The organism is Paenibacillus sp. NPDC056933, assembly GCF_042674385.1.
Lineage (GTDB): Bacteria > Bacillota > Bacilli > Paenibacillales > Paenibacillaceae > Paenibacillus.
In genome coordinates, this window is the sequence record NZ_JBHUQN010000003.1 from 137,108 (window position 1) to 160,986 (window position 23,879).

Annotated in this window: 18 protein-coding genes; 12 read left to right on the forward strand and 6 right to left on the reverse strand. The window is 44.7% G+C overall.

Annotation, left to right across the window (positions count from 1 at the left end; genetic code table 11):
- The first annotated feature begins 1 nt into the window (after window position 1).
- Both ACFTRD_RS20875 and araA read left to right on the forward strand, forming a co-directional pair.
- Entirely contained in the window at window positions 2-697 is a 696-nt protein-coding gene (locus ACFTRD_RS20875) for an L-ribulose-5-phosphate 4-epimerase (protein WP_379383348.1), read from the forward strand.
- A 255-nt stretch (window positions 698-952) separates the two neighbouring features.
- Window positions 953-2,377 carry an L-arabinose isomerase gene (gene araA, locus ACFTRD_RS20880; RefSeq protein WP_379383350.1) on the forward strand — a complete coding sequence of 475 codons (1,425 nt, stop codon included), beginning with the start codon at window positions 953-955 and terminating at the stop codon, window positions 2,375-2,377.
- Window positions 2,378-3,107: 730 nt separating this feature from the next.
- Here araA and ACFTRD_RS20885 read toward each other — a convergent pair.
- Entirely contained in the window at window positions 3,108-3,848 is a 741-nt protein-coding gene (locus ACFTRD_RS20885; RefSeq protein WP_379383352.1) for a hypothetical protein, read from the reverse strand.
- A 206-nt stretch (window positions 3,849-4,054) separates the two neighbouring features.
- On the opposite strand from ACFTRD_RS20885, the gene ACFTRD_RS20890 reads away from it, so the two are divergent.
- Both ACFTRD_RS20890 and ACFTRD_RS20895 read left to right on the forward strand, forming a co-directional pair.
- Window positions 4,055-4,825, forward strand: a complete 771-nt coding sequence (locus ACFTRD_RS20890; protein WP_379383354.1) for an AAC(3) family N-acetyltransferase — start codon at window positions 4,055-4,057, stop codon at window positions 4,823-4,825.
- A 334-nt stretch (window positions 4,826-5,159) separates the two neighbouring features.
- Window positions 5,160-6,851: a histidine kinase N-terminal 7TM domain-containing diguanylate cyclase gene (locus ACFTRD_RS20895; protein WP_379383356.1), complete on the forward strand. Its 1,692-nt coding sequence runs from the start codon at window positions 5,160-5,162 to the stop codon at window positions 6,849-6,851.
- 117 nt (window positions 6,852-6,968) lie between these two features.
- Here the strand turns inward: ACFTRD_RS20895 and ACFTRD_RS20900 are convergent, their stop codons facing one another.
- Window positions 6,969-8,579 (reverse strand): reverse transcriptase domain-containing protein, encoded by a 1,611-nt coding sequence (locus ACFTRD_RS20900; RefSeq protein WP_379383358.1) that lies wholly within the window; start codon window positions 8,577-8,579, stop codon window positions 6,969-6,971.
- 104 nt (window positions 8,580-8,683) lie between these two features.
- Entirely contained in the window at window positions 8,684-9,019 is a 336-nt protein-coding gene (locus tag ACFTRD_RS20905; RefSeq protein ID WP_379383360.1) for a helix-turn-helix domain-containing protein, read from the reverse strand.
- A 172-nt stretch (window positions 9,020-9,191) separates the two neighbouring features.
- On the opposite strand from ACFTRD_RS20905, the gene ACFTRD_RS20910 reads away from it, so the two are divergent.
- The 6 genes from ACFTRD_RS20910 to ACFTRD_RS20935 all read left to right on the forward strand — a co-directional run bounded on the left by ACFTRD_RS20910 (window position 9,192) and on the right by ACFTRD_RS20935 (window position 14,719).
- On the forward strand, window positions 9,192-9,995 hold the full coding sequence (locus tag ACFTRD_RS20910; RefSeq protein ID WP_379383363.1) for a DNA-binding protein: 804 nt from the start codon (window positions 9,192-9,194) through the stop codon (window positions 9,993-9,995).
- Window positions 9,996-10,176: 181 nt separating this feature from the next.
- Entirely contained in the window at window positions 10,177-11,466 is a 1,290-nt protein-coding gene (locus tag ACFTRD_RS20915) for a WXG100 family type VII secretion target (RefSeq protein ID WP_379383365.1), read from the forward strand.
- 1 nt (window position 11,467) lies between these two features.
- On the forward strand, window positions 11,468-11,956 hold the full coding sequence (locus tag ACFTRD_RS20920; protein WP_379383367.1) for a hypothetical protein: 489 nt from the start codon (window positions 11,468-11,470) through the stop codon (window positions 11,954-11,956).
- A gap of 75 nt (window positions 11,957-12,031) precedes the next feature.
- A complete protein-coding gene (locus tag ACFTRD_RS20925) occupies window positions 12,032-12,448 on the forward strand; it encodes a contact-dependent growth inhibition system immunity protein (RefSeq protein WP_379383369.1) in 417 nt (138 codons plus the stop codon).
- Window positions 12,449-12,788: 340 nt separating this feature from the next.
- Complete coding sequence (locus ACFTRD_RS20930; protein ID WP_379383371.1) at window positions 12,789-14,294, forward strand: malate:quinone oxidoreductase; 1,506 nt, start codon at window positions 12,789-12,791, stop codon at window positions 14,292-14,294.
- Between the two features lie 167 nt (window positions 14,295-14,461).
- Window positions 14,462-14,719, forward strand: a complete 258-nt coding sequence (locus ACFTRD_RS20935; RefSeq protein WP_379383373.1) for an S-layer homology domain-containing protein — start codon at window positions 14,462-14,464, stop codon at window positions 14,717-14,719.
- 91 nt (window positions 14,720-14,810) lie between these two features.
- Here the strand turns inward: ACFTRD_RS20935 and ACFTRD_RS20940 are convergent, their stop codons facing one another.
- Window positions 14,811-15,902 carry a DEAD/DEAH box helicase family protein gene (locus ACFTRD_RS20940; RefSeq protein WP_379383375.1) on the reverse strand — a complete coding sequence of 364 codons (1,092 nt, stop codon included), beginning with the start codon at window positions 15,900-15,902 and terminating at the stop codon, window positions 14,811-14,813.
- Window positions 15,903-16,378: 476 nt separating this feature from the next.
- Between ACFTRD_RS20940 and ACFTRD_RS20945 the strand changes: the two genes are divergently transcribed.
- Both ACFTRD_RS20945 and ACFTRD_RS20950 read left to right on the forward strand, forming a co-directional pair.
- Window positions 16,379-18,460, forward strand: a complete 2,082-nt coding sequence (locus tag ACFTRD_RS20945; protein WP_379384423.1) for a TerD family protein — start codon at window positions 16,379-16,381, stop codon at window positions 18,458-18,460.
- 328 nt (window positions 18,461-18,788) lie between these two features.
- A complete protein-coding gene (locus ACFTRD_RS20950) occupies window positions 18,789-19,391 on the forward strand; it encodes a hypothetical protein (RefSeq protein WP_379383377.1) in 603 nt (200 codons plus the stop codon).
- A gap of 438 nt (window positions 19,392-19,829) precedes the next feature.
- On the opposite strand, the gene ACFTRD_RS20955 is transcribed toward ACFTRD_RS20950, so the two are convergent.
- Together ACFTRD_RS20955 and ACFTRD_RS20960 are read right to left on the reverse strand one after the other, a co-directional pair.
- Entirely contained in the window at window positions 19,830-21,464 is a 1,635-nt protein-coding gene (locus tag ACFTRD_RS20955) for an extracellular solute-binding protein (protein ID WP_379383379.1), read from the reverse strand.
- Window positions 21,465-21,478: 14 nt separating this feature from the next.
- Window positions 21,479-23,821 (reverse strand): helix-turn-helix domain-containing protein, encoded by a 2,343-nt coding sequence (locus ACFTRD_RS20960; RefSeq protein ID WP_379383381.1) that lies wholly within the window; start codon window positions 23,819-23,821, stop codon window positions 21,479-21,481.
- Window positions 23,822-23,879 lie beyond the last annotated feature (58 nt).

The following is a 23,879-nucleotide window of genomic DNA, read 5'->3' on the forward strand; positions in this document are numbered from 1 at the left end:
CATGTTAGAACAACTGAAAGAAGAGGTCTATGAGGCGAATCTGGAGCTGCCGAAGCACGGACTTGTGAAGTTCACATGGGGTAATGTCAGCGCAATGGATCGGGACAGTGGTCTGTTTGTCATCAAACCGAGTGGTGTCAGCTATGACAAGATGAAACCAAGCGACATGGTTGTGGTTGATCTGGACGGCAATGTGGTGGAAGGGGAAATGAGACCTTCGTCAGATACCGCGACTCACGCGGTGCTGTACAAACATTACCCCGAAATCGGTGGTATCGTGCACACTCATTCCACCTGGGCGACCATCTGGGCGCAAGCTGGCCTGGACGTACCTGTGATGGGAACGACGCATGCAGATACATTCTATGGAGCCGTACCTTGTGCCCGTTTCTTGAACCAGAGTGAGATTGATCGCGGATACGAAGCGGAGACGGGCCGCGTTATTATTGAGACATTTGAGCAGCGTGGACTCGATGTGATGGCAATTCCAGCCGTATTGCTGCATGGTCATGCACCGTTCACGTGGGGCAAAGATGCCAAGTCGGCGGTGGTGAACAGCGTTGTGCTGGAGGAAGTGTGCAAAATGAACCTTTATGCCCGGCAGCTAAATAACTTCGCCAAAGAACTGCCGCAAGGCATTTTGGATAAACACTATTTGCGGAAACACGGGAAAGACGCGTACTACGGACAAAAATGATATGAGCAGGAAAACAGCGAATTGAAGAATGTTCTGGTTACTGAGTGATCTATATTAGGATTTAAGATTTACACGATAACGGAGAGTGCAGAACCAATCTGTAGAAGCGAAGCGTTCGCCTTTATCACCGGATTTCCTCCTTTATATAGAGATAAAAGAAATCCGGGGATAACAGCGATCGGAAGATGGTACTGCAATCGGAGTGATCAAGTGTAAATGGAGTTAAACACACTATATAGGAAAGAAGATGATTACATGTCAGCAACAGCAGCTAAACAGTTTTGGTTTGTCGTAGGATCGCAGCATCTGTATGGGGAAGAAGCACTGGGCGAGGTTAAAGCTAACGCACAGAAAATCACGGATGCCCTCAATGCAAGCGGCGTCCTGCCTTACCCGCTCGTATTGCAGGATTTGGCGGTAAGCGCAGATAAAATCACGAGCATCATGAAAGAAGTCAACTATCGCGACGAAGTGGCGGGTGTTATCACCTGGATGCATACGTTCTCGCCTGCGAAAATGTGGATTCGGGGTACGAAATTGCTGCAAAAACCGTTGCTTCATCTCGCAACACAATTCAATGAAAGCATTCCTTGGGCTACCATCGACATGGACTTCATGAACCTGAACCAAGCCGCTCACGGTGACCGCGAATATGGTTTCATCAACGCCCGCCTGAGAAAACAAAATAAAATCGTTGTTGGCTACTGGGAGCGTCCAGAAGTGCAGCAGCAGGTTGCAGATTGGATGGACGTAGCTGTAGCCTACAACGAAAGCTTCAACATCAAGGTCGCTCGTTTCGGTGACAACATGCGCAACGTGGGCGTAACCGAAGGGGATAAAGTGGAAGCGCAGATCCAATTCGGATGGACTGTCGACTACTTCGGCATTGGTGACCTCGTGCAATACGTGAGTGCTGTGACGGAGCAAGAAATCGATGATCTGATCGCCCAGTATGCGGAGTTGTATGAATTCGATTATGGCACAAACAGCAAGGAAGCTTGGGAAGCGAGTGTACGTGTGCAAGCAAGCTATGAGATTGCGATCAAACGTTTCCTGGACGAAGGTGGATACACTGCCTTCACCACCAACTTCGAAGATCTGCATGGCATGAAGCAGCTTCCGGGTCTGGCGGTTCAACGCCTGATGGCTCAAGGGTACGGCTTCGCTGGTGAGGGGGACTGGAAAACGGCTGCACTCGATCGCCTGCTCAAAGTCATGGCTCATAACGAAAACACGGGTTTCATGGAGGATTACACGTACGAGATGGCAGCCGGTCAAGAAGCTATACTTCAATCTCATATGCTTGAAGTGGACCCGACACTCGCCAGCAATAAACCGAAAATCATCGTGTCCCCACTGGGTATTGGCGATCGTGAAGATCCTGCACGTCTCGTATTCGACGGCAAAGCAGGAGAAGGTGTCGTGGTATCCATGGCAGACTTCGGAACACATTACAAATTGTTGATCAACGAAGTATCCGCATTTGAACCGACGGTTCCAGCGCCTAATCTGCCGGTAGCCCGTGTACTGTGGAACGTGAAGCCTAACTTCCAGGATGGGGTTAGAGCCTGGATCGAGAATGGTGGCGGTCACCATACCGTGGTTTCCTTGAACCTGACAACTGACCAGATCGTGACCTATGCGAAGCTGGTGAACCTGGAGTACGTTGTGATTAAATAGTTTGGTTATTCATGGACTCATTCATGAACTCATAAAAAATTCTTTCCTTATGGCCGGGGGGTTCCCCGGCCATTTTGTCTTGCTGTGAGACGCAGGGTCTGTGACCTGAAATGGGGCACCAAAGCTAAAATCCCCCTTATTACAAGTACCCGCCGATCATCGTGAAGATCTAAAACAGGAGCTCTTATGTCAAAATGATTGAGGTAATACAAACTTTTGATATTAGTGAATTGAAATAAAATTTGGAGAATGGTTGTAAAATCCGAGACTCATTTCTCTTTATATCATGAGACGCCGGTGATCCACAAAAAACTTAACTTAATGAAGGTAATAAAAATAATTCCACGCACAACGAATTTAAAAATCTCAACTCGATTGAAGCAGTCGTGCTTGCTCCATATGCTTTTAGTTGCTTTAACGAAGGTAATCCTAACTTGGCTGAATGTCTGAAACCTGATAAAGACAGTGCAGCTTGGAAAAACATTGTTAGCCTCGCTTCAAACCTAAGTAGCTACTCAAATCCAATCGGCGGTAAGTGTTTTTACACTGTTAATACTAGATTTTCAGAACTGAGTTACACTTCGGGTAACAAACTCTATTATAAGTTTCCAGGTGTAAGCACGGTGCAAGTCAGCTCTAAAATTGTAGTCGGTGGACACACATTCTTTGATTATGTCGTTTAATCTAATTACCCACCAAAAAAGGCGGACCAATTGTGGTCAGCCTTTTTTTATTTTTCAATAGGTTTAACTTCAATATGATCAGCAAGAAATTCATTCTTGGCACTATCGAATTTATAAGTGATATTGAAATCACATACATATGTGGGAGACACACCTACAGATCCTCCAAGGTTCAATTTTAATTTTTGATTCTCCAATGAATAAATATTTACACCACCAAAAGCAAGGCTGTCTTGCTTGTAATCCGGCGCTGGATCAAACTCATAATTGAAATCATATTCTTTTCCTTGTGCTTTAACGGAGATCGCTAGTGTACCGTCGCCCTTTTTAGCAACATGCGTCTCAATCTGATTAGCAACAATCTCCTCATAGCTTTGGACTTTAATTTCGCTTAAATCCTCGGCACTAACGACATGAATATCATAATTGTTTAAACCTGTTCCTCGTCCAGTCTGGATAATAATTACGGCCTCTTCTTTTCCATCGCCTGTAACATCCGTATAAAATACCTGCGGGGCAGTTCCAGTATCAACAGGGACATTCCAAGGAAAGTCTTTTTTATTACCGTTAATGTCCAGTGTTACCCCGTCGGTTTGTTTATAAAATTTTACTTTTTCATCCTCTGAAGATCCCAGCAATTTTTCATTCGTACCGTGCACTGGCTGTGTTGTTACTTGTTTACTGGGAGAATCACCCGAACCTTGCGGAACCGCTGTGGGCTTATCTGATCCACATCCTGAAAGCAAAACGACACTTAACAACATCAATACACCAAACTCTTTTTTCAACCCTATAATCTCCTTTCGTCTACCTAGCAGAAATTATATCAGAGCAAATAAACATATGAGTGACACAGAATTAACATTATTTATGATTTAAGTTAAATTTATGTTGTATAATCGCAAGCATTAAACTTGGTATCACAGGATAACGATAGTACCGTCGACTACGCTCTATTTTGCTATAATAGCCCAAAGGAGGTTATACATTAATCATGCATACCCAAGAAAGTTTACTTCACCAACTCCACCAGCTGGGCATCGACGGCCAGGGAACGCTGCTCATGCACTCCTCCATGAAAAGTATGGGCGAAGTCGAAGGCGGCGCGGATACGGTGTTGGATGCGTTGACCGAGTATATGAAGGACGGACTGCTGGTGTTGCCAACCCATACATGGTCCACAATCAATGCGAACAATCCGATGTTCCACGTGGAATCCTCGCCCTGCTGCGTCGGTATTCTGCCCGAACTTTATCGCAAACGACCTGGAGTGGTCCGTTCATGGCACCCTACACACTCGGTAGCAGCCCTGGGACGGGATGCTGAAGCATTTACGAAGGACGATCATCTTTTCGATACACCATGCGCAAGAGGCTCCGCCTGGGGCAAGCTGCTTGATCGGAAGGCAACCATCCTTTTGGTCGGCGTTGATCTGAAACGAAACACGTTTATCCATGGTATCGAAGAATGGGTGGATATCCCGGGCAGACTAACGGATGAGCCTGAGATGTTACGCACGGTTTTACCCGATGGAACCGAGATTTCGGTGCCTTCCCGCAGACATTGTGGGTTGTCGTGGTCGGAGCACTTTTGGAAAGTGGATGACGTCCTTGAACGTAAAGGCGCGATGCGTAAGGGACAGCTTGGCGATGCACTCGTCAGAGTGTGTGATGCGGCCATGTTGACGAAAGTGATCACGGACATGCTCCAAGAAAATCCAGATCTGTTCTCGGATAATCTGCCTTTGGCTACTGTACACGAATGAGAAGAGGGCCGTCCGGTGACGGAGGGCTCTACATACGTATTTTCTTTCATCTTACGACAGCTAACAAGGCCTTCTTTCCTCCCGGTTTGCATCCCAAACGTTCAAATTCATTCACAAAAACGCAAAAATAACGCAAAATTCAATCAGAGGTTGGTGGGATTGCCATTGTATGGGCTACTCACCCCATTAGCGGTGTGATAAGATGTGGTTAATTTAACCAATAGCAGTAATGTAGAGATACCTTTTAAACGTTTTTTTGAAGGTTCATTTAACAATTAAGAAGTATGCTAATCCATTGACATTATAGTTGTCGCATCCAAAAAGGAGAAGATTCGTGAGCCCATTAGTATGGTATGATCTTGTTCTATTCGTCCTATTGTTTGGTGTATACGTATATGTTTTTGCAACAGTTAGAGTTACGAACTTACATAAGGTTTACTTTCTGTTTCATGGTTTGATGATGCTCTGGCCATTCTGTCAATTTGCGAGTACGTTGACGGATGATCCGGGATTACAGTTGTTTTATGTAACCTTGTCCTTTGTCGCGGTCTCTTTGCTAGGGAGTGGTTGGCTTCTGCTTACGCTCTTCATTACGGGTGAGGCGGAGCGATTAGGCAAAAAAAGATCCTTCCTGCTGTTCATCCCCGCGATTATTGGAGCCGTTGGCGTGATCCTGAACCCGTGGAGCTGGTTTGTAACACCGCTGGAGGGCGGTTATGTGGAGCGGGCATACGGACCCTGGTTCTGGGTTGTCATGGTTATTCTTGTGAGCTATTTTGTAACTTCCCTCTTTATTCTGTTCCGGGCACTATATTCTTCTCGAACGTCCTCCATGATTAAGAATCAGGTGAAAGTTACACTATGGGGCATATTCGTGCTGGCTGTTTTTGCGACAATCGATGCTCTGCTTAATGTGGTTCTTAGAGCGTATTTACCGTTCATCATTCCCGGAATGACTTCACTGGGGATCTTTCTGTCCGATCTTTTCTTCGTCTATGTTATTAAAAGATACAATGTCTTCGATCTGGTTTCCATTGCGCACGAGGATGTGATCAATACCATTCCTTACGGCATTCTTGTATTGGATGAGAATGAGATGATTATTGAATTGAACAAAGCCTCCAGATCCTTCATGGATCTGCATGTGGGGGATTCTTTTGATATGGAAGCATTTCTGGGGTCTGTTCGTGTAGAGGGCAGCCGCCAGAAGTTTCTGAATGAGTATAAACAAAAAGAGAATATCTTATCTCAAATTGAAGTGATCGTGGAGCGGGATGACATCCGTCATTATATCCTTCAATCGTCTCCGATTGTGGATTCTTATCGTAAACCCATCGGTCATATCCTTACGTTTCAGGATGTCTCTCAAGAGCGTTTCTATGTCAAAGAAATGAATCGGCAGAATGAAACGCTTCAGGAGCGTAATCAAGCCCTGGATCGCATTCGTCTAGAGTTGTCCGACGCCAATCGTAAGCTGGAAGAACTCGCCCTAACGGACAGTCTGACCGACTGCTACAACCGCCGATACCTGACCCAACACCTGAATCATGAGGTTATCACCAACATTCAATATAAAACGCCGTTTTCACTTATACTGCTGGATATTGATTACTTCAAAGCGATCAATGATCGCTACGGACATGTCATCGGGGATGAAGTGCTGCATCGCACGGCTCAGGCCGTCAAACAATCCATTCGGAGTACCGATATTCTGACCCGATATGGAGGGGAGGAATTTATGATCTACCTCCCGCATACCGAGCGCAATTTAGCCGAACAATTAGCGGAACGCGTGAGATTAGCAGTGGAGTCGAACCTGATTGTGGTGGATCACGAGATTAAGCAGGTGTCCATTACGATTAGTATAGGGATTCTGTCTATTGAGGATTTTGAGTACGAGCATGTACCGGACAATCCGGAGGGGTATCTGACGCAGTTGTTCGCTACGGTAGATAAGGCGTTGTATCAGGCGAAGCAGAACGGGCGTAATCGGATTGAGTTTGCGGAGTTTGAGCGGGTTGTTTGAGGGTGTAACTTAAAAGATAATAGAACGTCCGTCAACAATTAGGTGACGGACGTAATTTAATAAGCATGTTTGTGGTTCGGATAACAACTCTAAGAATATGAGGTTATAAAAATCGAATTAATAGCCAACATCAATGTTTGAACCGAAAAATGTAACATTTTCAGATACTACTTTATTTTGAGTGTTTAATGGTTGATGTGAAGAATGATATAGATCGGCATTATAAAAATTAACGTTTTTTAAATTAAGGATTGAAAAGAAAGGATCTGATAGTAGATAGTTGTTTCTTGGTGTCATCCATCCTTTTTTGACTGCTTCATATGCGAATAGCCAATGTTCTTCATAGAGTGCCTCTGGTTTTAAATATTTATTCCAATCGGTAGTTGAAAGCCCAGATGGTATGAGACCTTTATCTCTTAGATCCAAAGCTGTAAGCATAGAAATACAATCATCCATTTGGGAAATCTGTTTAGCAGAAGCTCTATTAATCTTTAGCCTTAGATTTTTAGCTAACCATAAACTCCATGAGATTTCGTAGCCATGACCTAATTTGGAATGGTGGAAAATTATATTATTAATTGTTTGTTCTAATTCTTTATAGTTTAAGTCATAATTTAAGTTTTTGTATTTTATGAAGATTTCAGTGGCAGTAGGTAGTACGCTGGGTTCTGCGATCATGGCATTTAATATTAACGACTGATACAAAGGCCAATTAGCCTCTTGCACGATAATATGTTTCATTCGAGATAATGAGTATTTTAATATATAGTCATTTGGATATCTTCTTGAGTATTCATAAGCTTTTGAAAAAAAGGTTACCAGATCTGTTCTTTGACCTTTTATAGAGCTGCGAAACCGATAATTTCTTATTTCTGATGTCCAATCAGGCTCTAAAGCAAGGGGTAAGGAATAGATTTGTGTTTTCTCTGGATTAATTTCAAGTTCATAAATCTTTGTGATGTTTTGGATTTTAGTTAATGCCTCTTCCGCATCTGATATTGAATTAAAAAAGAAATACATATCATCTAGATACCTAATACCCTGTGCTTTTGTTTCTAGATAGATTTGCTTATCAATTGCAGCTCCAATTAGTTCAGAAATGACGAGAGAGGAATCAGGGCCTATAGGTATACCAATAGTTTGTTGATCTTGCGTATTCCTTACAGTTAGATCTAGTAAGTTTCCGTAATGCCCGTTTCCCCGATTAGATTTTTGCTTGGCAAAAGATTTCCCATGACAAGCCCAAGGAATAGAATGGGTATATATTGTAGGGTAATACCGTGATATGTCTGTTTTTAATAGATATCTAGAATTAGATGATATAGTAGGCAAAAGATAAGGAATATCATTAAAACTATACCTTCTCTCAATTGCTCTCAAGGAGTCTTTTTTTATCAATGGCTTAGTCATAGAGTAGCGTGAACTGTTAATTGTTTTTTTTATCTCTGTCCAATTTGTAGAGATGCTATCAAATACTTTTATTTGATGAAAAGGGTTAGGAATTGTCAGGGTTCTACGATGATGTAGTATTCTTGGTATAGTATGTAAACATCCCTTACTTGAATATATTTTCTCACTATTAATATTGATGTTCATACCAGTCAGAGACGGCAATATATCATTAACGATGTTGCCTAATTCCTTTGTATTAAAAGCTGGGATTAGTTCGGCTGGGAAATAACCATTAGAAACTAATTTAGACAACGTTAAACGTACTTGTCTTGCCATAATTACCATCCTCAATTAATAATATTTATTTCCAAAGAGCATTTTTGCGCAGTTCTACTTATTAATGAAATAGCAGATAATCAACAGTTGAGGTTGTAAGTTTGTTACAACAATCTGAATAATTCATTGTTAATCTTTTGTATTGCTTTTATCTGCTCGTAATCTAGCATTCTAATATTTATAATGAATTCATCAATTGCTTGTTGTTTAACAAAATCACTGTTATGGCTTGAAGCCAACATCAACTCACTAATATCCATATTCAAGGCGAGTAGAACCTTCTCCAACGTATCTATGGAAAAGTTTCTTTCGCCTCTTTCTAATGCTCCGATATATCTATAGTCCAGCCCAGCAATATCAGCCAACTTTTGTTGCGTAAGTCCTTTGGCATTTCGCATTGCTCTAATTCGTGTACCTATTAATTGGCGTAACTCTGACATTTGAATCACCTCATAATAAGCTTAGATAAGATGGGTCATAAAAGTCAGGTTAAAATATATAGCAATAATGGTGTTATTTACGCATTTTAAGTAGTATAATAAACGAATATCATTACTTCACAGGAGTAATTAGAAATTCTGTTCGCCTATACTATCAAAGGAGGGCTTCTCTTTGCGTAAATCTATCCTAAAATCACTTAAACCGGACATCATAGTTGAAATGTTGGACATGGCTGTTGCTTTTGAAAATTGGAACAAGGTGATGGAGAGGGCGGACATGTTATATCAATGTGTACAGTGCATTCATGAAGAGCGACAGGAGCACCGTACCAAGGGATTACCTTTACCATACATCCATACCGATCGTCCGTTGGTCTACTATTACGGGTTCAGTCTCCAGATGCGGGGCATGGCTCACCAGAAGATGGGGCAGGTGGATCAGGCGCGGGCGTGTATCGACCAGTATGCAGAACTAGCATGGATGGAAGAGCTGGATGAGGCGGGAATGCAGGTAGTGCAAGAGTTTAGGCATCGAGCACAGGTGAATCGGTGTGCGCTGGAGATTGAAGCGGGGCATACAGAGCTGTTGGAGGAGTATGTGAATTTTCTGCTAGAGCATCCAGAGGAATGTATAGCAGGTCTGAGAACGATTGTGGAGGCTGCGGTTCAGTATCGTTGGCAGATTGATCGAGTTTTACATATGATTGCGCGTCAGGTTCAAAGTACTGGCAGAGGAATAGATTCTTCAAACAACGATAATTTGTACCATTACTGTTATCACCGAGCTTTATACGAACAATACATGGGAAGGCACAAGAAAGCGGTGGAGTTCATTTTGCAGGCACTCAGGTTAGCGGATGAGCTTGAGATGAATCAGTATTTCAAAAAATGCGCGGCACTATTGGAATCGTTGCGAGAAGATGCGACGGGGGAGCAGATTGGGCGGTATCGGGCGTTTTTGGAGGAGATAGGGTAGGGCGATTATTTCCTGGTGATAAGTGCTTTGAAATGGGTAAATGCATATAGGACCATAGAACCGATGATGAGTACAGCTTATGTTTTAAAAAATGGTCAAATCAGGATGTTAGCCGGATGGTCTGTGTTACAAACTTCTGCTAACATAGCTTAATCCTATTTTAAAATGAGCGGAGAAACGTATGAGTACAATCAAAGTAACACCTGAGCAACTACATCACGTATCGAATCAGGTGGATCTGGCCAGACAACAGTTGGAGCATATACGGGGTGATCTGACGAGACAGATCATGTTCATTCAGACGATGTGGATGGGGGCAACGCAGGAGCGGTTTTACTATGAGTTTGAGCAATCCCGCCCTATACTGGATAGAGCGCTGGAGAGTATGGTGAACACATCCAAAGAATTGGAGGACATTGCTACGCGCTTCCAAGAGGCAGATGCTCAGTTGGTAAGTCTGGGTGGTGCAACTGGAGCAGTTGGTGCCGCAGCTTTGATGACCAAATCATCAGGTGATTCAAATTCGGGTGATAAGGGCTATCGGATGGCGTATAACTCCGCACTACATGCGTGGCTCCCTGTTAACGAGAAGGGAGTAACGGATCAGGCTGCCCTTCAGGCTTACGAGAGAGATCAAGGCAATCTGGATATAAATCGTATGCAAGCTGTGAATATTGATCCGCCTGGGGAGGATATATTCACACTACAGATCAAGGCATTTCAGAACGGAATACATCCCTATACAGGAGAAGCTGTCTCTGATTCTTATGCTCAAACCATGGTTACCTCTCTAAAATTTGCCCAAGTGTTTATGGCGATTCAGATGGTTCGTGGGAGTATGCCGGGGGGCAAGGGGCCATTTCGCTTACCATCATCTAGTCCAGCCGTGGCGAAGATTAAGAAGCATATTGAGGCTGCTAAGGCGAAGAGTGATAAGGCACAGACTGTTGCTCTTGGTAATACACAAAAGATTACAAATAGTGGAACTCTAGTTAAGGAAAAGAGCAAAACAACGTACACTAACCTCGCTGGGTCTGAACTCACATGGGTAGATCAGCATCCAAAGAATATTAATCGGGATGTTGATAACTTTTTGGGTAGCTCCAACATTGGTAAAGCAACGGAAGCAAAGGTTGCGAATTTTGTAAGAGACGAAACAGAAATCGTTGGATTTGGACTAAAGGTATTAAAAAAGGATGGTCAACCTGCCGGAGATTTAGATGTTGTTACAAAAGATGTAATAATTGAAGTGAAAGCTTCAATTAAAGCTGTAGACTCTGAGCAATTTTTGAAAATGACTCAGCGCGATCATCCTGATTTCTTCAATCCTGAGAACAAAAAAGTTGTCCTATATATCGATAAACCCTTAAATAAACTAAGAGATGAGCATGAGAGCATGTTAAAAGATATCAAGTCTTATGGCGTTACCGTCGTCAATTCGTTGGAAAAATTAAAGGAGGTAATAAAATAAAATGGGAACCACTGCATTTTTCTTAACGGAGCGTGAGAAGTATACGCCAGAAAAATTTTTGTCCGACACTATGATTGCGGTGTTTAACTCCGATAACCGACTTATATTTGATAATCATAAAAATCTTGAAAACGGAATATTTTCTTCTACAACGTTGAACATATTGTCTCATTCCTATAATAGTGAGGAGAATAATCATCAATTCATTATGTATGTGAAGGCAAAGGAAAATAAGAGTGTAATATTCAGTGACTATGAAGATCTTGATTTGGATCCTAATTACGAACTCATTCGAGTGGGGACAATAGAGGAAGTGTTTGGAGCAGAAGGGGTTATTCTTAGTTTTGTTTATGAATTTCTGAATCTTAATAGATCGGACTATTTTTGGGTGGCTGATTACGATTGGGTCTACACCTGGGAAGATATACAAAAGATACATTCAATGACTTATGACTCTGAGTGGTGCTATAAAGATCCGAAGATGATTTAATATTACAAATAGAGCTGAACCTTTTGTTTTATCTTTGAATAATAAGTTAATCCTGCCAGCGGGAGATTAGAATAAATGAACAAGCCAATTAAAGAGATTTACGCACTAAATCAAAATATTCAGACAGAAGAATCTGAGTATCCTTTGGATCAATGGTACGATAGACTTATCGATAAAAGAATAGATGAGATAGACTTAGAAGATGTCAGTAGAATGCTAGCTCAAAATGTTTTTATGGGTCTTGGTATAAAAAAAGCTTTGGAAATTTTAAAAGATGATCCACTTGCTGGAGAAATGTATGATGGTCATTTATTAAAAATACTCTACTCGATTGAATTAAATCAATTTGAAGATTTATCGCAGCTTGCATCTTTGCTCCAGGATATTAACAGAAACCTGTCTTATATTGAATGGGCTGATGAAGAGGATCAGGAAGAGTATACTGAATTATTGACTAATTTCATGAAAAAATTAGAACTGTATCAGGGATAACATTCTTTTTTTAGGACGAATTATTAAAGGCAAAGGTACCAGCACGCCCACCCTTCAGAGACAATTCAGGCCACGCAACCAGAATTGTCTCTTTTTATTGAACAAATTAATCTTTCAGCCCTATAACCGGGTTATCTATCTGACATAAACTAGCGTATACTGATGGAATAGCAAATATCTTCAAATTGCATATTTAAATTGACCCATATTATTGATACACTAGATCAAGGTTATATCATTCAGAGAAGGGGCGGGCCTGTTCAAGAATGGGGCTTGCTGCAATGCCAAATCGATAACGCTTACATCCTTTTGGCAAATATAGGATATAAGGACGGTAGACATGAGCCAGGGACAAACGAGTACAGATGTTATCTTGATTGGTGCCGGAATTATGAGTGCAACTTTGGGAACTTTGCTTAAACAATTGGCACCAGACTGGAATATTAAGGTTTTTGAAAAGCTCGCCAGTGCGGGGGAGGAAAGCTCCAACGAATGGAATAATGCCGGAACCGGGCATTCTGCATTGTGCGAACTTAACTATACCGTTGAACGACCAGACGGATCCGTAGATATTAGCAAAGCCATTAAGGTGAATGAGCATTTTCAAATCTCAAGGCAGTTTTGGTCCTATCTTGTCAAAAGCAATCTGATTCGTAATCCACGGGACTTCATTATGCCGCTTCCTCATTTGAGTTATGTACATGGAGAGCAGAATGTCCTGTTTCTTAAAAGACGTTTTGAAGCGTTAGCGAAACATCCGTTATTCGTAGGCATGGAATTCTCGGATAATAAGAAAAAACTGGCGGAATGGATTCCGCTGATGATGAAAAACCGCACGGGCAATGAACCGATTGCAGCCACCAAAATTGACTCCGGTACGGACGTTAACTTTGGTGCTTTAACGCGTATGCTAATGGAACACTTAAAGAGCCAAAACGTGGATATCCACTACCAACATAGCGTGAAGAATATGAAACGCACAAGCAATGGATCATGGGAATTAGCCGTAAAAAATCTGAAAAGCGGAACCGTCGAACGGCACACCGCGCAATTCGTCTTTATCGGTGCGGGTGGCGGAAGTTTGCACTTGCTGCAAAAATCCGGCATTCCCGAAGGTAAACATATTGGCGGTTTCCCGGTTAGCGGCATCTTTATGGTGTGCAAAAATCCGAAAGTCGTGGAACAGCATCATGCCAAAGTATATGGAAAAGCTTCGGTGGGTGCTCCGCCAATGTCTGTTCCGCATTTGGATACGCGATTTATTGAGAATCAGAAGTCGTTGCTATTCGGGCCATTTGCCGGGTTCTCGCCAAAATTCTTAAAGACGGGCTCCAATGCCGATCTGATCACGTCCGTGAAGCTGCACAATCTGCTTACGATGCTCGCCGCGGGTGTCAAAGAAATTTCACTAACCAAATACCTGATCCAACAGCTGATGTTATCCAAGGAACAACGCATGGCCGAATTGCGTGACTTTGTTCCGGATGCCAAGAGCGAGGATTGGGATATGGTGCTGGCAGGCCAGCGTGTGCAGGTGATCAAAGACACGGCTCAAGGTGGCAAAGGGACGCTTCAATTCGGTACGGAAGTAGTCACTGCGGCGGATGGCTCGATTGCGGCATTGCTCGGAGCCTCACCGGGTGCTTCAACTGCTGTTCACGTGATGTTGGAAATCCTCCAGAAGTGCTTCCCGCAGCATATGGATGCCTGGGAGCCGAAGATCAAGGAAATGGTTCCTTCTTATGGCGAATCACTGGTTGATAATCTTAGTCTACTGAACCAGGTACATGCTTCAACCGCTCGGGTGCTTGGGCTGACGGCTGAGAAATCAGTCGTTCGGATGTAACGAGCTGTATGCAACTTGATTACCATGCGTTTGATAAAGAGCTAAGCCGGCTAAAAACCGTGCTTAGCTCTTTGGCTTGGTTTGCGATAGTGTGCGTATTGTAATTACTTAATTTAGATCGGTAGAGCGACCTTCACCTCGACTGGGTGAATGGGATAACGAAAGAGATGATCGCTCGCGCATACCGTCTGGTTCAACCGGATGCTGCAATGAGTGGGGACCAGATCACTTCCGAGCTTGCTCATTACAGTGATGCCGCTAATGTGTCGACTTGGGCTCAAGAGGATGTAGCGCAACTGATCCAAGCGGGAATTATTCAAGGCAATGGACCAGAGGTGCTCAGACCAAAAGCGCAGATGACACGCGCTGAGGTTACGGCACTGATGGCAAGAATGCTAAAAATAACGAACCTGATTGATAAGTAAAAAAATTATAACGAAAAGCCTTTGCTGATATTTGGGGTCGGCAAAGGCTTTTTGCTGTTCCTTTTTTTGAATGAAAATAGACTGTAGGTTGTTACAGACAAAACCTTCTTGTTTCCTCGTCAAAGAACTCCACGACATTGGGGTAGTCTGTAATATCAATAGTGCTTTGCCTCATGATCTTATGAATAAAGATGGCATCCGTGAACATTTTATTGATGAGGAGCCCGCACCATACCGGAGTTTCTCTGAAGTCATCCACTAATGCATGAATTTCATCAAAATTAAAATACAGGATATACGAAACATAGTTTTGGAGTAACGTAGAGAAGCATTGATTCCGATAGGGACTGGTACGGGGGTCAGCCAGAAAGTCCCTCATGACATCAAATAACAAAGCTTTATTTTCCGCGTACATTTGCAGCATCTGCTCCACGTTATTAATCAAATCCACTACAGCCTCTAATCCTTCTTCCGAGGGCATGTTCAGCTTGGGGAACTTGCCCTCAATGATTCGTAGCAGCTCCAGCGTAAGCTGTTTGCAGGCCTGTATTTCATGTGGAGCGATGGGGATCTGCTCTCCATATTTATCCCGATTCTCGCTGTAGTGGTCGTGAAACGCCGAGAAGTAGTGCTCCAGCTTGATATTGGTTTTGGTATGTATAAGGTCCTGCCCGTTAAACGAACAAGCGTAGAGGGTTTCCTCATTGACCGGATGCGTATAAAGGTAGAAAAAGAAGAAAAAGTCTCTCAACTCACCCTTCTGTTCATCGTTTAAGCTAGATAGTCCATTCAATTGGGCGAGCTGAAAGAAGCTATAGTTTTTCATCCAATCATTCATTTCGCTGTAGGAATTATGTGTGTGAATGGACATCGTGGTATTCAGGGTAAAGAGCAGATAATACAGGACGAGTTCGTCGTATACATCCAGTTGGTTGAAGATATCCGCGAGAACGGGCATCCCATTTGGTTTGCTACCATAGTATGGATCTTCTGGGCGAAGCTCGCTCATCCAGTTCGTAAACGTTGCTTCCGAATGACCGGAAAGGAATAAGTTTGCGCTATCTTCTTCGTATAAGCCATATTCAAATGGCTCCGTATGAACAGGTGTCAGCCCTCTTTTCCACTTTATATTGAGATACTCGTTATATAGGGTTTGAAGTTGTATCTTCATCTTATTATCCATTTTCATATCAATCCTTTGTGTTAAGTTTTGGATTCCTGTCCGTCAGTTATATACTGCTCTTCAAAACTATTCGACGCATATCGGAGCGTTCCCCCCTTAATTTAACCAGTCGTAATACTTTCGCCCTGTTGGGAGATCGTGGAATCTGAGATGATGGGTTCATCAAAGGTTCGGGTCACGAACTTCGGACCTTTGGCCTTCAGGCTATGGCGATCCTTCCTTCTACATCATTGGAGATCCTAGGGTCGCCGCTTCCCTGAAGAATTCCATTTTCAGAGAGGAGGCGTCCAGGCTATCGTATTCCTTCCTTCTAAACCTAACCTTTCACGTTATATAGGGATATGGCTTTCCTGGACTCTTTAATCATGAACAATACCAACAATACCAACAATACCAATAACAGCAACACCAACAATGCCAATATCCATGCAAACGACAATATCAACAGCATCTATGTGCGCAGAGCCAGCAAACTTATGATAGAACCAAGTGAAGGGCTGCAACAACAGTTACCCAAAAAAGTTCTGGCGACAGCTCTCAAAAATATTGAGTCCCTCGGGTTTACTTTCACAAATGAACTTATGCAGGCGATGCGAAAGCTATCCGAAGAACAATTCGAAGCGTTATATCAACAACTGGTGAAAGATCTTAAAGTCATGGTCGGTGCCCATGTGGAGTACAAACCGATGTATGCAGGATTCCCGCAACAGGTGATGGGAGAGGACGAAGCGGAGCTGTACCTGAACGCTGTTTTTCATTATCTGACGCATCTTACGCTGGACGATTTCGATCCTTCGGCTGCGACTACTGGCGCGCGGTCTCCTTTGCTGGAGCAAAGAAAGCTTAAAGTCATTGATCTGGGGAGCAAGCCAGCGTTCTTGAAGCTGATCCGTCAGTTAGTTGAAGCGAAAGGCTCCATATCCGATACGGACAAAAAAGATATCAAACGTGTGCTGAAACATGTCGATCCGAGTGATGTCGAGGTTATTCTGCCTACAGAGATTCCGTTTAAGGAGAATGTGGGCTTTGTCGTTGCGGTGCTGTTGAAATATGAATTGGCAAGCATGGAACGGATCGGGTCTTATTTTAAAACGGCAAGCGATGTACTCCGACTGGCGGTTTCCTGGTCGGACGGTGACGTCAGTCTGGCAACAGCCTCACCTTTTCGTAAATTCAAACGCCGTGAGCGCCGCCTGCTCCTCAGCTTACTGGAGCAATGCGGCTCCATCACGGAGGATATGCTCCGCTACAAGGATCGCTGGATTCGCTTGGGCGAAATCCTGCATCCATCCGAATATAAGCTTCGATATCCGCGATGTCAGGAAGCCTTTGATATTTTGCGCAATGATAAACCATTTGCGACCTTTAATGGAAGCGTAGAGCTGGCATTTCAGTATCGGAATGTCTGGAGCCTGATCGATCTGCTGTCACAGCGTCCGGGAGAATTCGCCAGGAAGCTGGATCACTTGCTGCGAATCACCGAGGATGAAGCCTATGTGTTGCTGGCGTTTGGCGAGGTGGCTGCACAGGTATCTACACCCGTGCTATTGCAGGTGAGGCAGCATTTTGCCCAGCGTAATGAACCGCAGGACCTGCGTGTCTTTTTCCCCAAAGGCAATGTGGCCAAGGCCTTTGGTATCCCGAATGAGCTGCCGGAGCTTAACGAGGCAGTCTGCCTGGAAGTAGTGCAGTTGTGCGAGCTGGCTTTAATCACACGGTTTGCTGACTTTCCTGTGCTCGGGAAGACGTACATCGATGAACGGCTTCAACATTATCTGGTTCCATTTTCACAACGATCCGCGAGTAAAGCTTTACGGACTATTGTACGGGGAAGCCGCATCCCAATGGGTGAGGGGGATACGATTCGTTTCTTCAGCTGGTGGAAGGAGGGCGAGGTGGACGGTATACCTACGGGGCGCGTGGATATTGACCTGTCGGCGGTTATGTATGACGAGAACTGGAACTACGTTGAACATATCTCGTATACGAATCTGCGGTCTGTCAAATACAAGGCCGTCCACAGCGGGGATATTGTGACTGCGCCTAACGGTGCAAGTGAATTTATTGATCTGCATATGCCTTCGATTGTGAATTATGGCGGGCGTTATGTGGTGACGACACTGCACTCCTTCACCAGCCATCCGTACTGTAATCTGCCGGAATGTTTTGCTGGTTGGATGATGCGTAAGAAGCCTGGCTCGGGCGAGATCTACGAGCCATCCACGGTGGAGAACAAAGTGGATATCACCGCAGATACGCAGATCGCGATCCCTGTTATCCTGGATTTGGTGGAGCGTACGATCATCTGGACGGATCTGGCTCTGACCAGGTACCCGGACTATAACAACAATGTGGAGGGCAATCAGAAGGGCATCGTCTTGATGGGTAAAGCGATGACCACATTACGCAAACCCGATCTGTATGACTTGTTCATGCTGCACGCCAAGGCGAGAGGTGAACTGGTGGATACGAAGGAGCAGGCCGATACCATCTATGCGGTCGATGAAGGCGTGACACCATATGATATTGAGCAGATTATGGCGGAGTACTTGGCCTAAGTGATGTGGCGTAGCGTCGTACTGGCGCATGTGGAAAGGCATAGAGAGCGGAATGAATAGGAATGCTGTGGAGTTGTAAATCGAGTGAAATGGAGGCGTGTAAAAATGTATAGAGAAAGGAAGGAGCAGCCGCAAGGCTGCTCTTTTTGGCTCAGAAGATACACAGGAACAGATCAAGTAGGGGATTCATGCAAATCTGGCGTGCAAGCTAATGAAACGTGAAAAATCTAAATTGCAATTAATTACAGCCTGATGTTCTACATCCTGACGTTCTATATGTTAGCGTGACTTATGGTTGTTGCTTTCTTTTTCAAAGGAGTGATCTACAATGAACAAAAACGCAAGTCAAAATGCAAGTGCAGAATCAAGTGTGGAACCAAGTATAGACGCGAGCATGGATTCCATTCTTAGCCAGTATGCATTTAGCGAACAGTCATCCGCCCATGAGTTGATAGAGTTCACATTAAAATCACTGCGGGACTTGCTGCCACTCGCTGGTTTGAAGTATGTAAAATCCCGCAAAGCACTCGATATGATATTGATCTATCTTCAGGCGAATAGACATAATGTAGCAGGAACGAGTATAGAAGTCATGGTGCACTGTCAAGTCACGCATAACAAGCGAAAGGCACATACGGGTCTACCGGAAAGCTACTATCAGCATTCTGAGCTGACATGGTATGAATTATTCGGGAAAGAGGCATTTAAGAACAGCCTCCTATCTATTACTGAGCATATTACACAGCACGATATTCCATTGATCAAGCAGCTTTTATCTGATCCTCAATGTGTCATAGAAGAAAATGCAAAGATGCAAAAAAGGGTACTCAGCCCTTATTTTTTCTATCGCTACGGTACAGATGCACAGTTTGAACAGGCGAGACAGCGATATGTTGCCCAATCTAAGCGAAGCGCAGAAAAAGCAGTATGACGAAGCGGTCATTAAGTTTCAAGCGGATGGAAGCAGTCCGATCAGACATGGAGAAGATTGGGCATATTTGACGGTGGCTAAGGCGGAGGGGCATGAAATATGAGTATTGCTCTGTCATTCTAGCCGTGATCGCCCTGTTCAGCTTTCTTAGAGATGGAGAAGTCCATTAAAGTTTCTGATAACGGCTAACGATCACAGATGACGCTATTTGATGCATTTTAACCTGTTTGAAAATGTAACGATCCTGAGAAACGCCATTTGTGTGTTTTTGGTGTGAAATCATCGTTTACGCTGCATTTGTTCGGAAATAGCGTCGCTGGGGATCGTTACAATTCTAACGGGGCGAAAATCAGTTGAATAAGGTTTCTGGTGATCGTTAGAAAATAAAGAGCCACGTTAGACTGCTGGATATCTCACCTTCGCTCTAAGCGCTACTCGCTACTGCTTCCACGCGTTCGCTTCCTTCACCACGTCCGCACCGCCTGCGGACATGAACTCCTGTACGAACTCATCGAACTCACTGAGCGGCCGCTCTCCTGTAATAAACGCGATATAGGCTTTGTTTTTTAAACGGATCAACGAATCGCCATACTTGGCGAGAGCGGGGGTAGCGACCTCCAGTGCATTATAAATGCCGTCCTGATCCAGATGTAGCGTAGCGGCCCACTGCTCCCGTTCTCCTGTCTGTTTCAGCGGAATTGTCATGCCTATATTGGCACCAATCGTATTCTGATACCCGAACATCGTGTCGTACGGCGGCATGATGGCGATATTCCGGGGCTCGGTGGGTGTCCAGACCCAGTGTTTATTTTCCACGCCGTAGGTCATGCTTGCTGCTTTGTGTGGATCAGGGTTTGCACTAACCTCGTCCAAGATGCGCAGGATCATCTCCAGCTTGCCGGGTTCTTTGACTGCATCGGCTCCGATCGCTGTGAAGCTCATTAACATGTCGTTGCCTTTGGAGCCGTGTTGTCCATGGGGTCCAGTGAAAGGTTTGCCAAAGACAACCTTTGCTTCCGGGAACTTGGCCGTGAGTTCTTTTACATTAAATGCAGCTTGTACGGGGCTTTTCACCACTTTTCCGCCACGTTCAACGTGCCAATCCTCGTAATCACCATCCTGAATCCAATGGTAGTAGTTGCCCATGGAGGTCATCCCGATTTTACCGTTAATGAACGGGTGGGACAGATGTTTGTAGCCGCCTTTATTCTCGCCAGTCACAAATTCGGGATCAATCACGCCGTCTTTGTACCATTTACGCAAGTAGGTTAATGCTTCCTTCATTTCGGGCTCTAATGCACCAATGGCCTTCTTTCCATCCTTCGTTCCAAAGTACAGCTGATCGGCAAAAACGATCTGACCGAAGGCTCCAAATACAACGTTCATGCCTTCACTGGACAAGCCATACGTATCCTGAACTCCGTTGCCGTCGGGATCATCATACGTAAACGCATAAATGACTTTCTCGAATTCCGCCAGTGTCTGCGGAACGGGCAGGCCCAGCTTGTCCAGCCAGTCCTGCCGATACACCACAGGTGTACGGTAGATATTGGTGGGATTGATGACAGGAATTCCGTAATATCTGCCGTCAATTACACCAGCTTGCTCATAGGCAGGCGCCCGTTCATGAATGATGCGCATCAGATTCGGGGCATATGTGTTCAGCGTCTTCACGGGAATCTCGGCAAGTACCCCTTGCTGCTGGTACTTTAGCAGGTCCTGTGGCTGACGAATGCGAAACAGATCAGGAATGGCCCCTTGGGCCAGTTTCATGTCGAGAAGCGACTCGTATTTGTTGTTTTCCAGATTCCAAACGTCCAGATCAACACCATATTGTTCTTCTACGGCCTTCAGCATCTCCGCATCTCTCGGCACGGGCACGTTCTGATGCAACGTCCATGAAATATGATATTTGGCTTTCCCGGCATCGGTATCAATCACTTCGCCCTGTTGTCGTTCTGCAATGGCCCTGGTTCCGGACAGCAGATCACAGCCGCCAAGAACGACAGCAGCGATGGTCAGAAGCACTGTGGTCAGAAACAGTTTATCGTGATAGAGCTTCTTCGTATTCATCCCGCCAATCCTCCTCACGCTCTTGATCCAGCCTCTGGCATCACTGCCGAAGAGAGGTTGCGTACATAATGACCCGGTGTGCAGCCGTACATGTCCTTGAATCGTTTAATAAAATAGGCCGTGGTGCCATACCCGACGGAGCTTGCGATCCGATCAATGGTCATATTGTTGTTCTCCATCAATACCTTCGCCTGTTCCATTCGGCGGGACGTCACATAGTCGGTATAGGTAACACCCATCTCTTCCTTAAAGAGCTTGCTCAGATATTTTGGACTAAGAAACACCTTCGCTCCAACAGCCTCCAGCGAGAGGTCTTCGGACAGATTGGTTTCAATATACTGCTTCGCCAGTTCAATGGTCGAGACGGCCCGATCACTGTTGCGCTTCTCAGTTTCTTCAATAAATGCTGTGACCGATTCCACCAGCCAGTTGCGGTACGCCAGAACATCATGGAGATTCGTGTACTCATGATACAGATCGGGGTGACCGAACTGAAGGGGATGCTTGTAACGTACGTTTTTGACCACATCCGAATAGATAAATACCATGTTCGACAGGATAAAATGGCAATAGTCAGCGGGATACTGTCCCTCCCGCATATGTTCAACCACCTGTTCAATAGTCACTATCACCTCATCCATCTGCCTACCCTGGAGCTTGTCCCTGAACTTGGCAAACATAGCCTGAGGAATTTCATCCTGGCTGTGTTCACGCTGGAGTATGGCACGATCCTTCAAAATGTTCAGCTCAGGCAGGAAATAAGCATATTTCATATAAGCCTGTGCTTCATTGAAGCTGCGGTGCACATCACCCAGATCATTGACCCAGCAGCCCGTAGAGAGCTGGATATCCGGTTGCAACTGCTGTCTGGCTTCAGCCAGCAGAAGCTGAGCGAATGTATTCAGCATTGCTTCCGAGGCAACATCAGTACACAAGATGACGGCGAGCCTTTGGTCAGGCAGCTCTTCGGCAATCAGGCGGCTGTCTTGCAGAGACAGGGATTCAAGCCCATGAATCACCCTGGAAATCGCGGTAGGCTGGCTGTGTGAGTCTTTCCCCATATGGAAAACTCCGGTATTCAGAAGTATGCAGCAGTAATCAGCATATTGCCGTGTTATGCCGAGAGCAGTCAGCTCCTCTTCCCCCAGTTTCTGCTCAGGGTTACCTTGCAAGAGGTTAAGCATCGCCTTATGTTTGATTGCCGGGCTGTTCGCCAGCAATGTTTCTTCAAGATTACTTACTTTATCCTTCAACTGAATGAATGCACTGTCGATCAGGTGATATTCGTTCGTAATCGGGTTCGGTGCTGCACCTGTGCCAGACAGATCCTTGATGCGTCCCACCAGACGTTTGATCGGACTGTAGTTGGCCCGTACCAGCAAGGCGGCTAAGACAAGCCCGATGAGCAGGGCAATCAGACAGATGCCTAGAATGAGTTTCTGAATCATGATGGATTGTTCATAATAGAAGCTGGAGGGTGTTGCACTAAAGATGGTCCAATCCGTGGAGGGAAGCGTCTGATAGGAAACAACGTAAGGTGCATCCCCAATTGTATCGTCGAAGCTGCCCTTTGCACTACCAAGATCGAGCACCTTCCTTAGACTTGTCGCATACTTATTGGACTGCCCCGGACTCTGCTCTTGCGCATTACTCACGGTACTTCCTGCTGAATTGACGATAAAAGTCCGTTGATATTCGGAAGGCATCATGTTCTCAATGATACGGTTAACTGCATCCTCTTTTACATCAATCGCAATGATGACATCACTGGTTTCACCCGTTGAACGAAAAGGGTAGCTGTGCGCATACGTAAATAATTCATTGCTGCTCTCCCCCGCATGACTGGTAAAGATGTCCTTCGGGATGGGACGCGATGGTGTCCAGAGGCTATTTTGTTTGTTGGTCCGCATCTTCTGAAGCCAGTCCTTATAATAGGCGGAACCTTCGCTGTGATCCGCGTTGTAGCGTAGCCCATACAGGGAAGACAACATGATATTACGTTCGGGATAGTAGAGATGGATGCCCTGAACGATATCGGCATTGCCTGCTACCTTCGCTTTGAGCAGTTCTTGCAGATCAACGACCTGATCCAGCCCGCTTCGATCCGCGAACAGACGGATGTTGGCAGATTTATCGAGTGACAGATCTACATACATTTGCTGCACTCGTTGCAATACGGTTCCTTCAATTGTACGAGCTGTATTCTCAAGAATCAGCTGATTCTTATTCCTTAATTCTTCATTGTAGCTGCGCGAGAAATAGATATAGAAAAACGAGCAGATCAGCAGCACGATGGTGACCACGATTGAACCGTATGAAATGGCCAAACCGGCCCATGCAGAGCTCCATTTTTTCATCACGCACACCTCCCGGCGAAAATTATACACTACACGTTTATGCTTGAGTTCACGATTT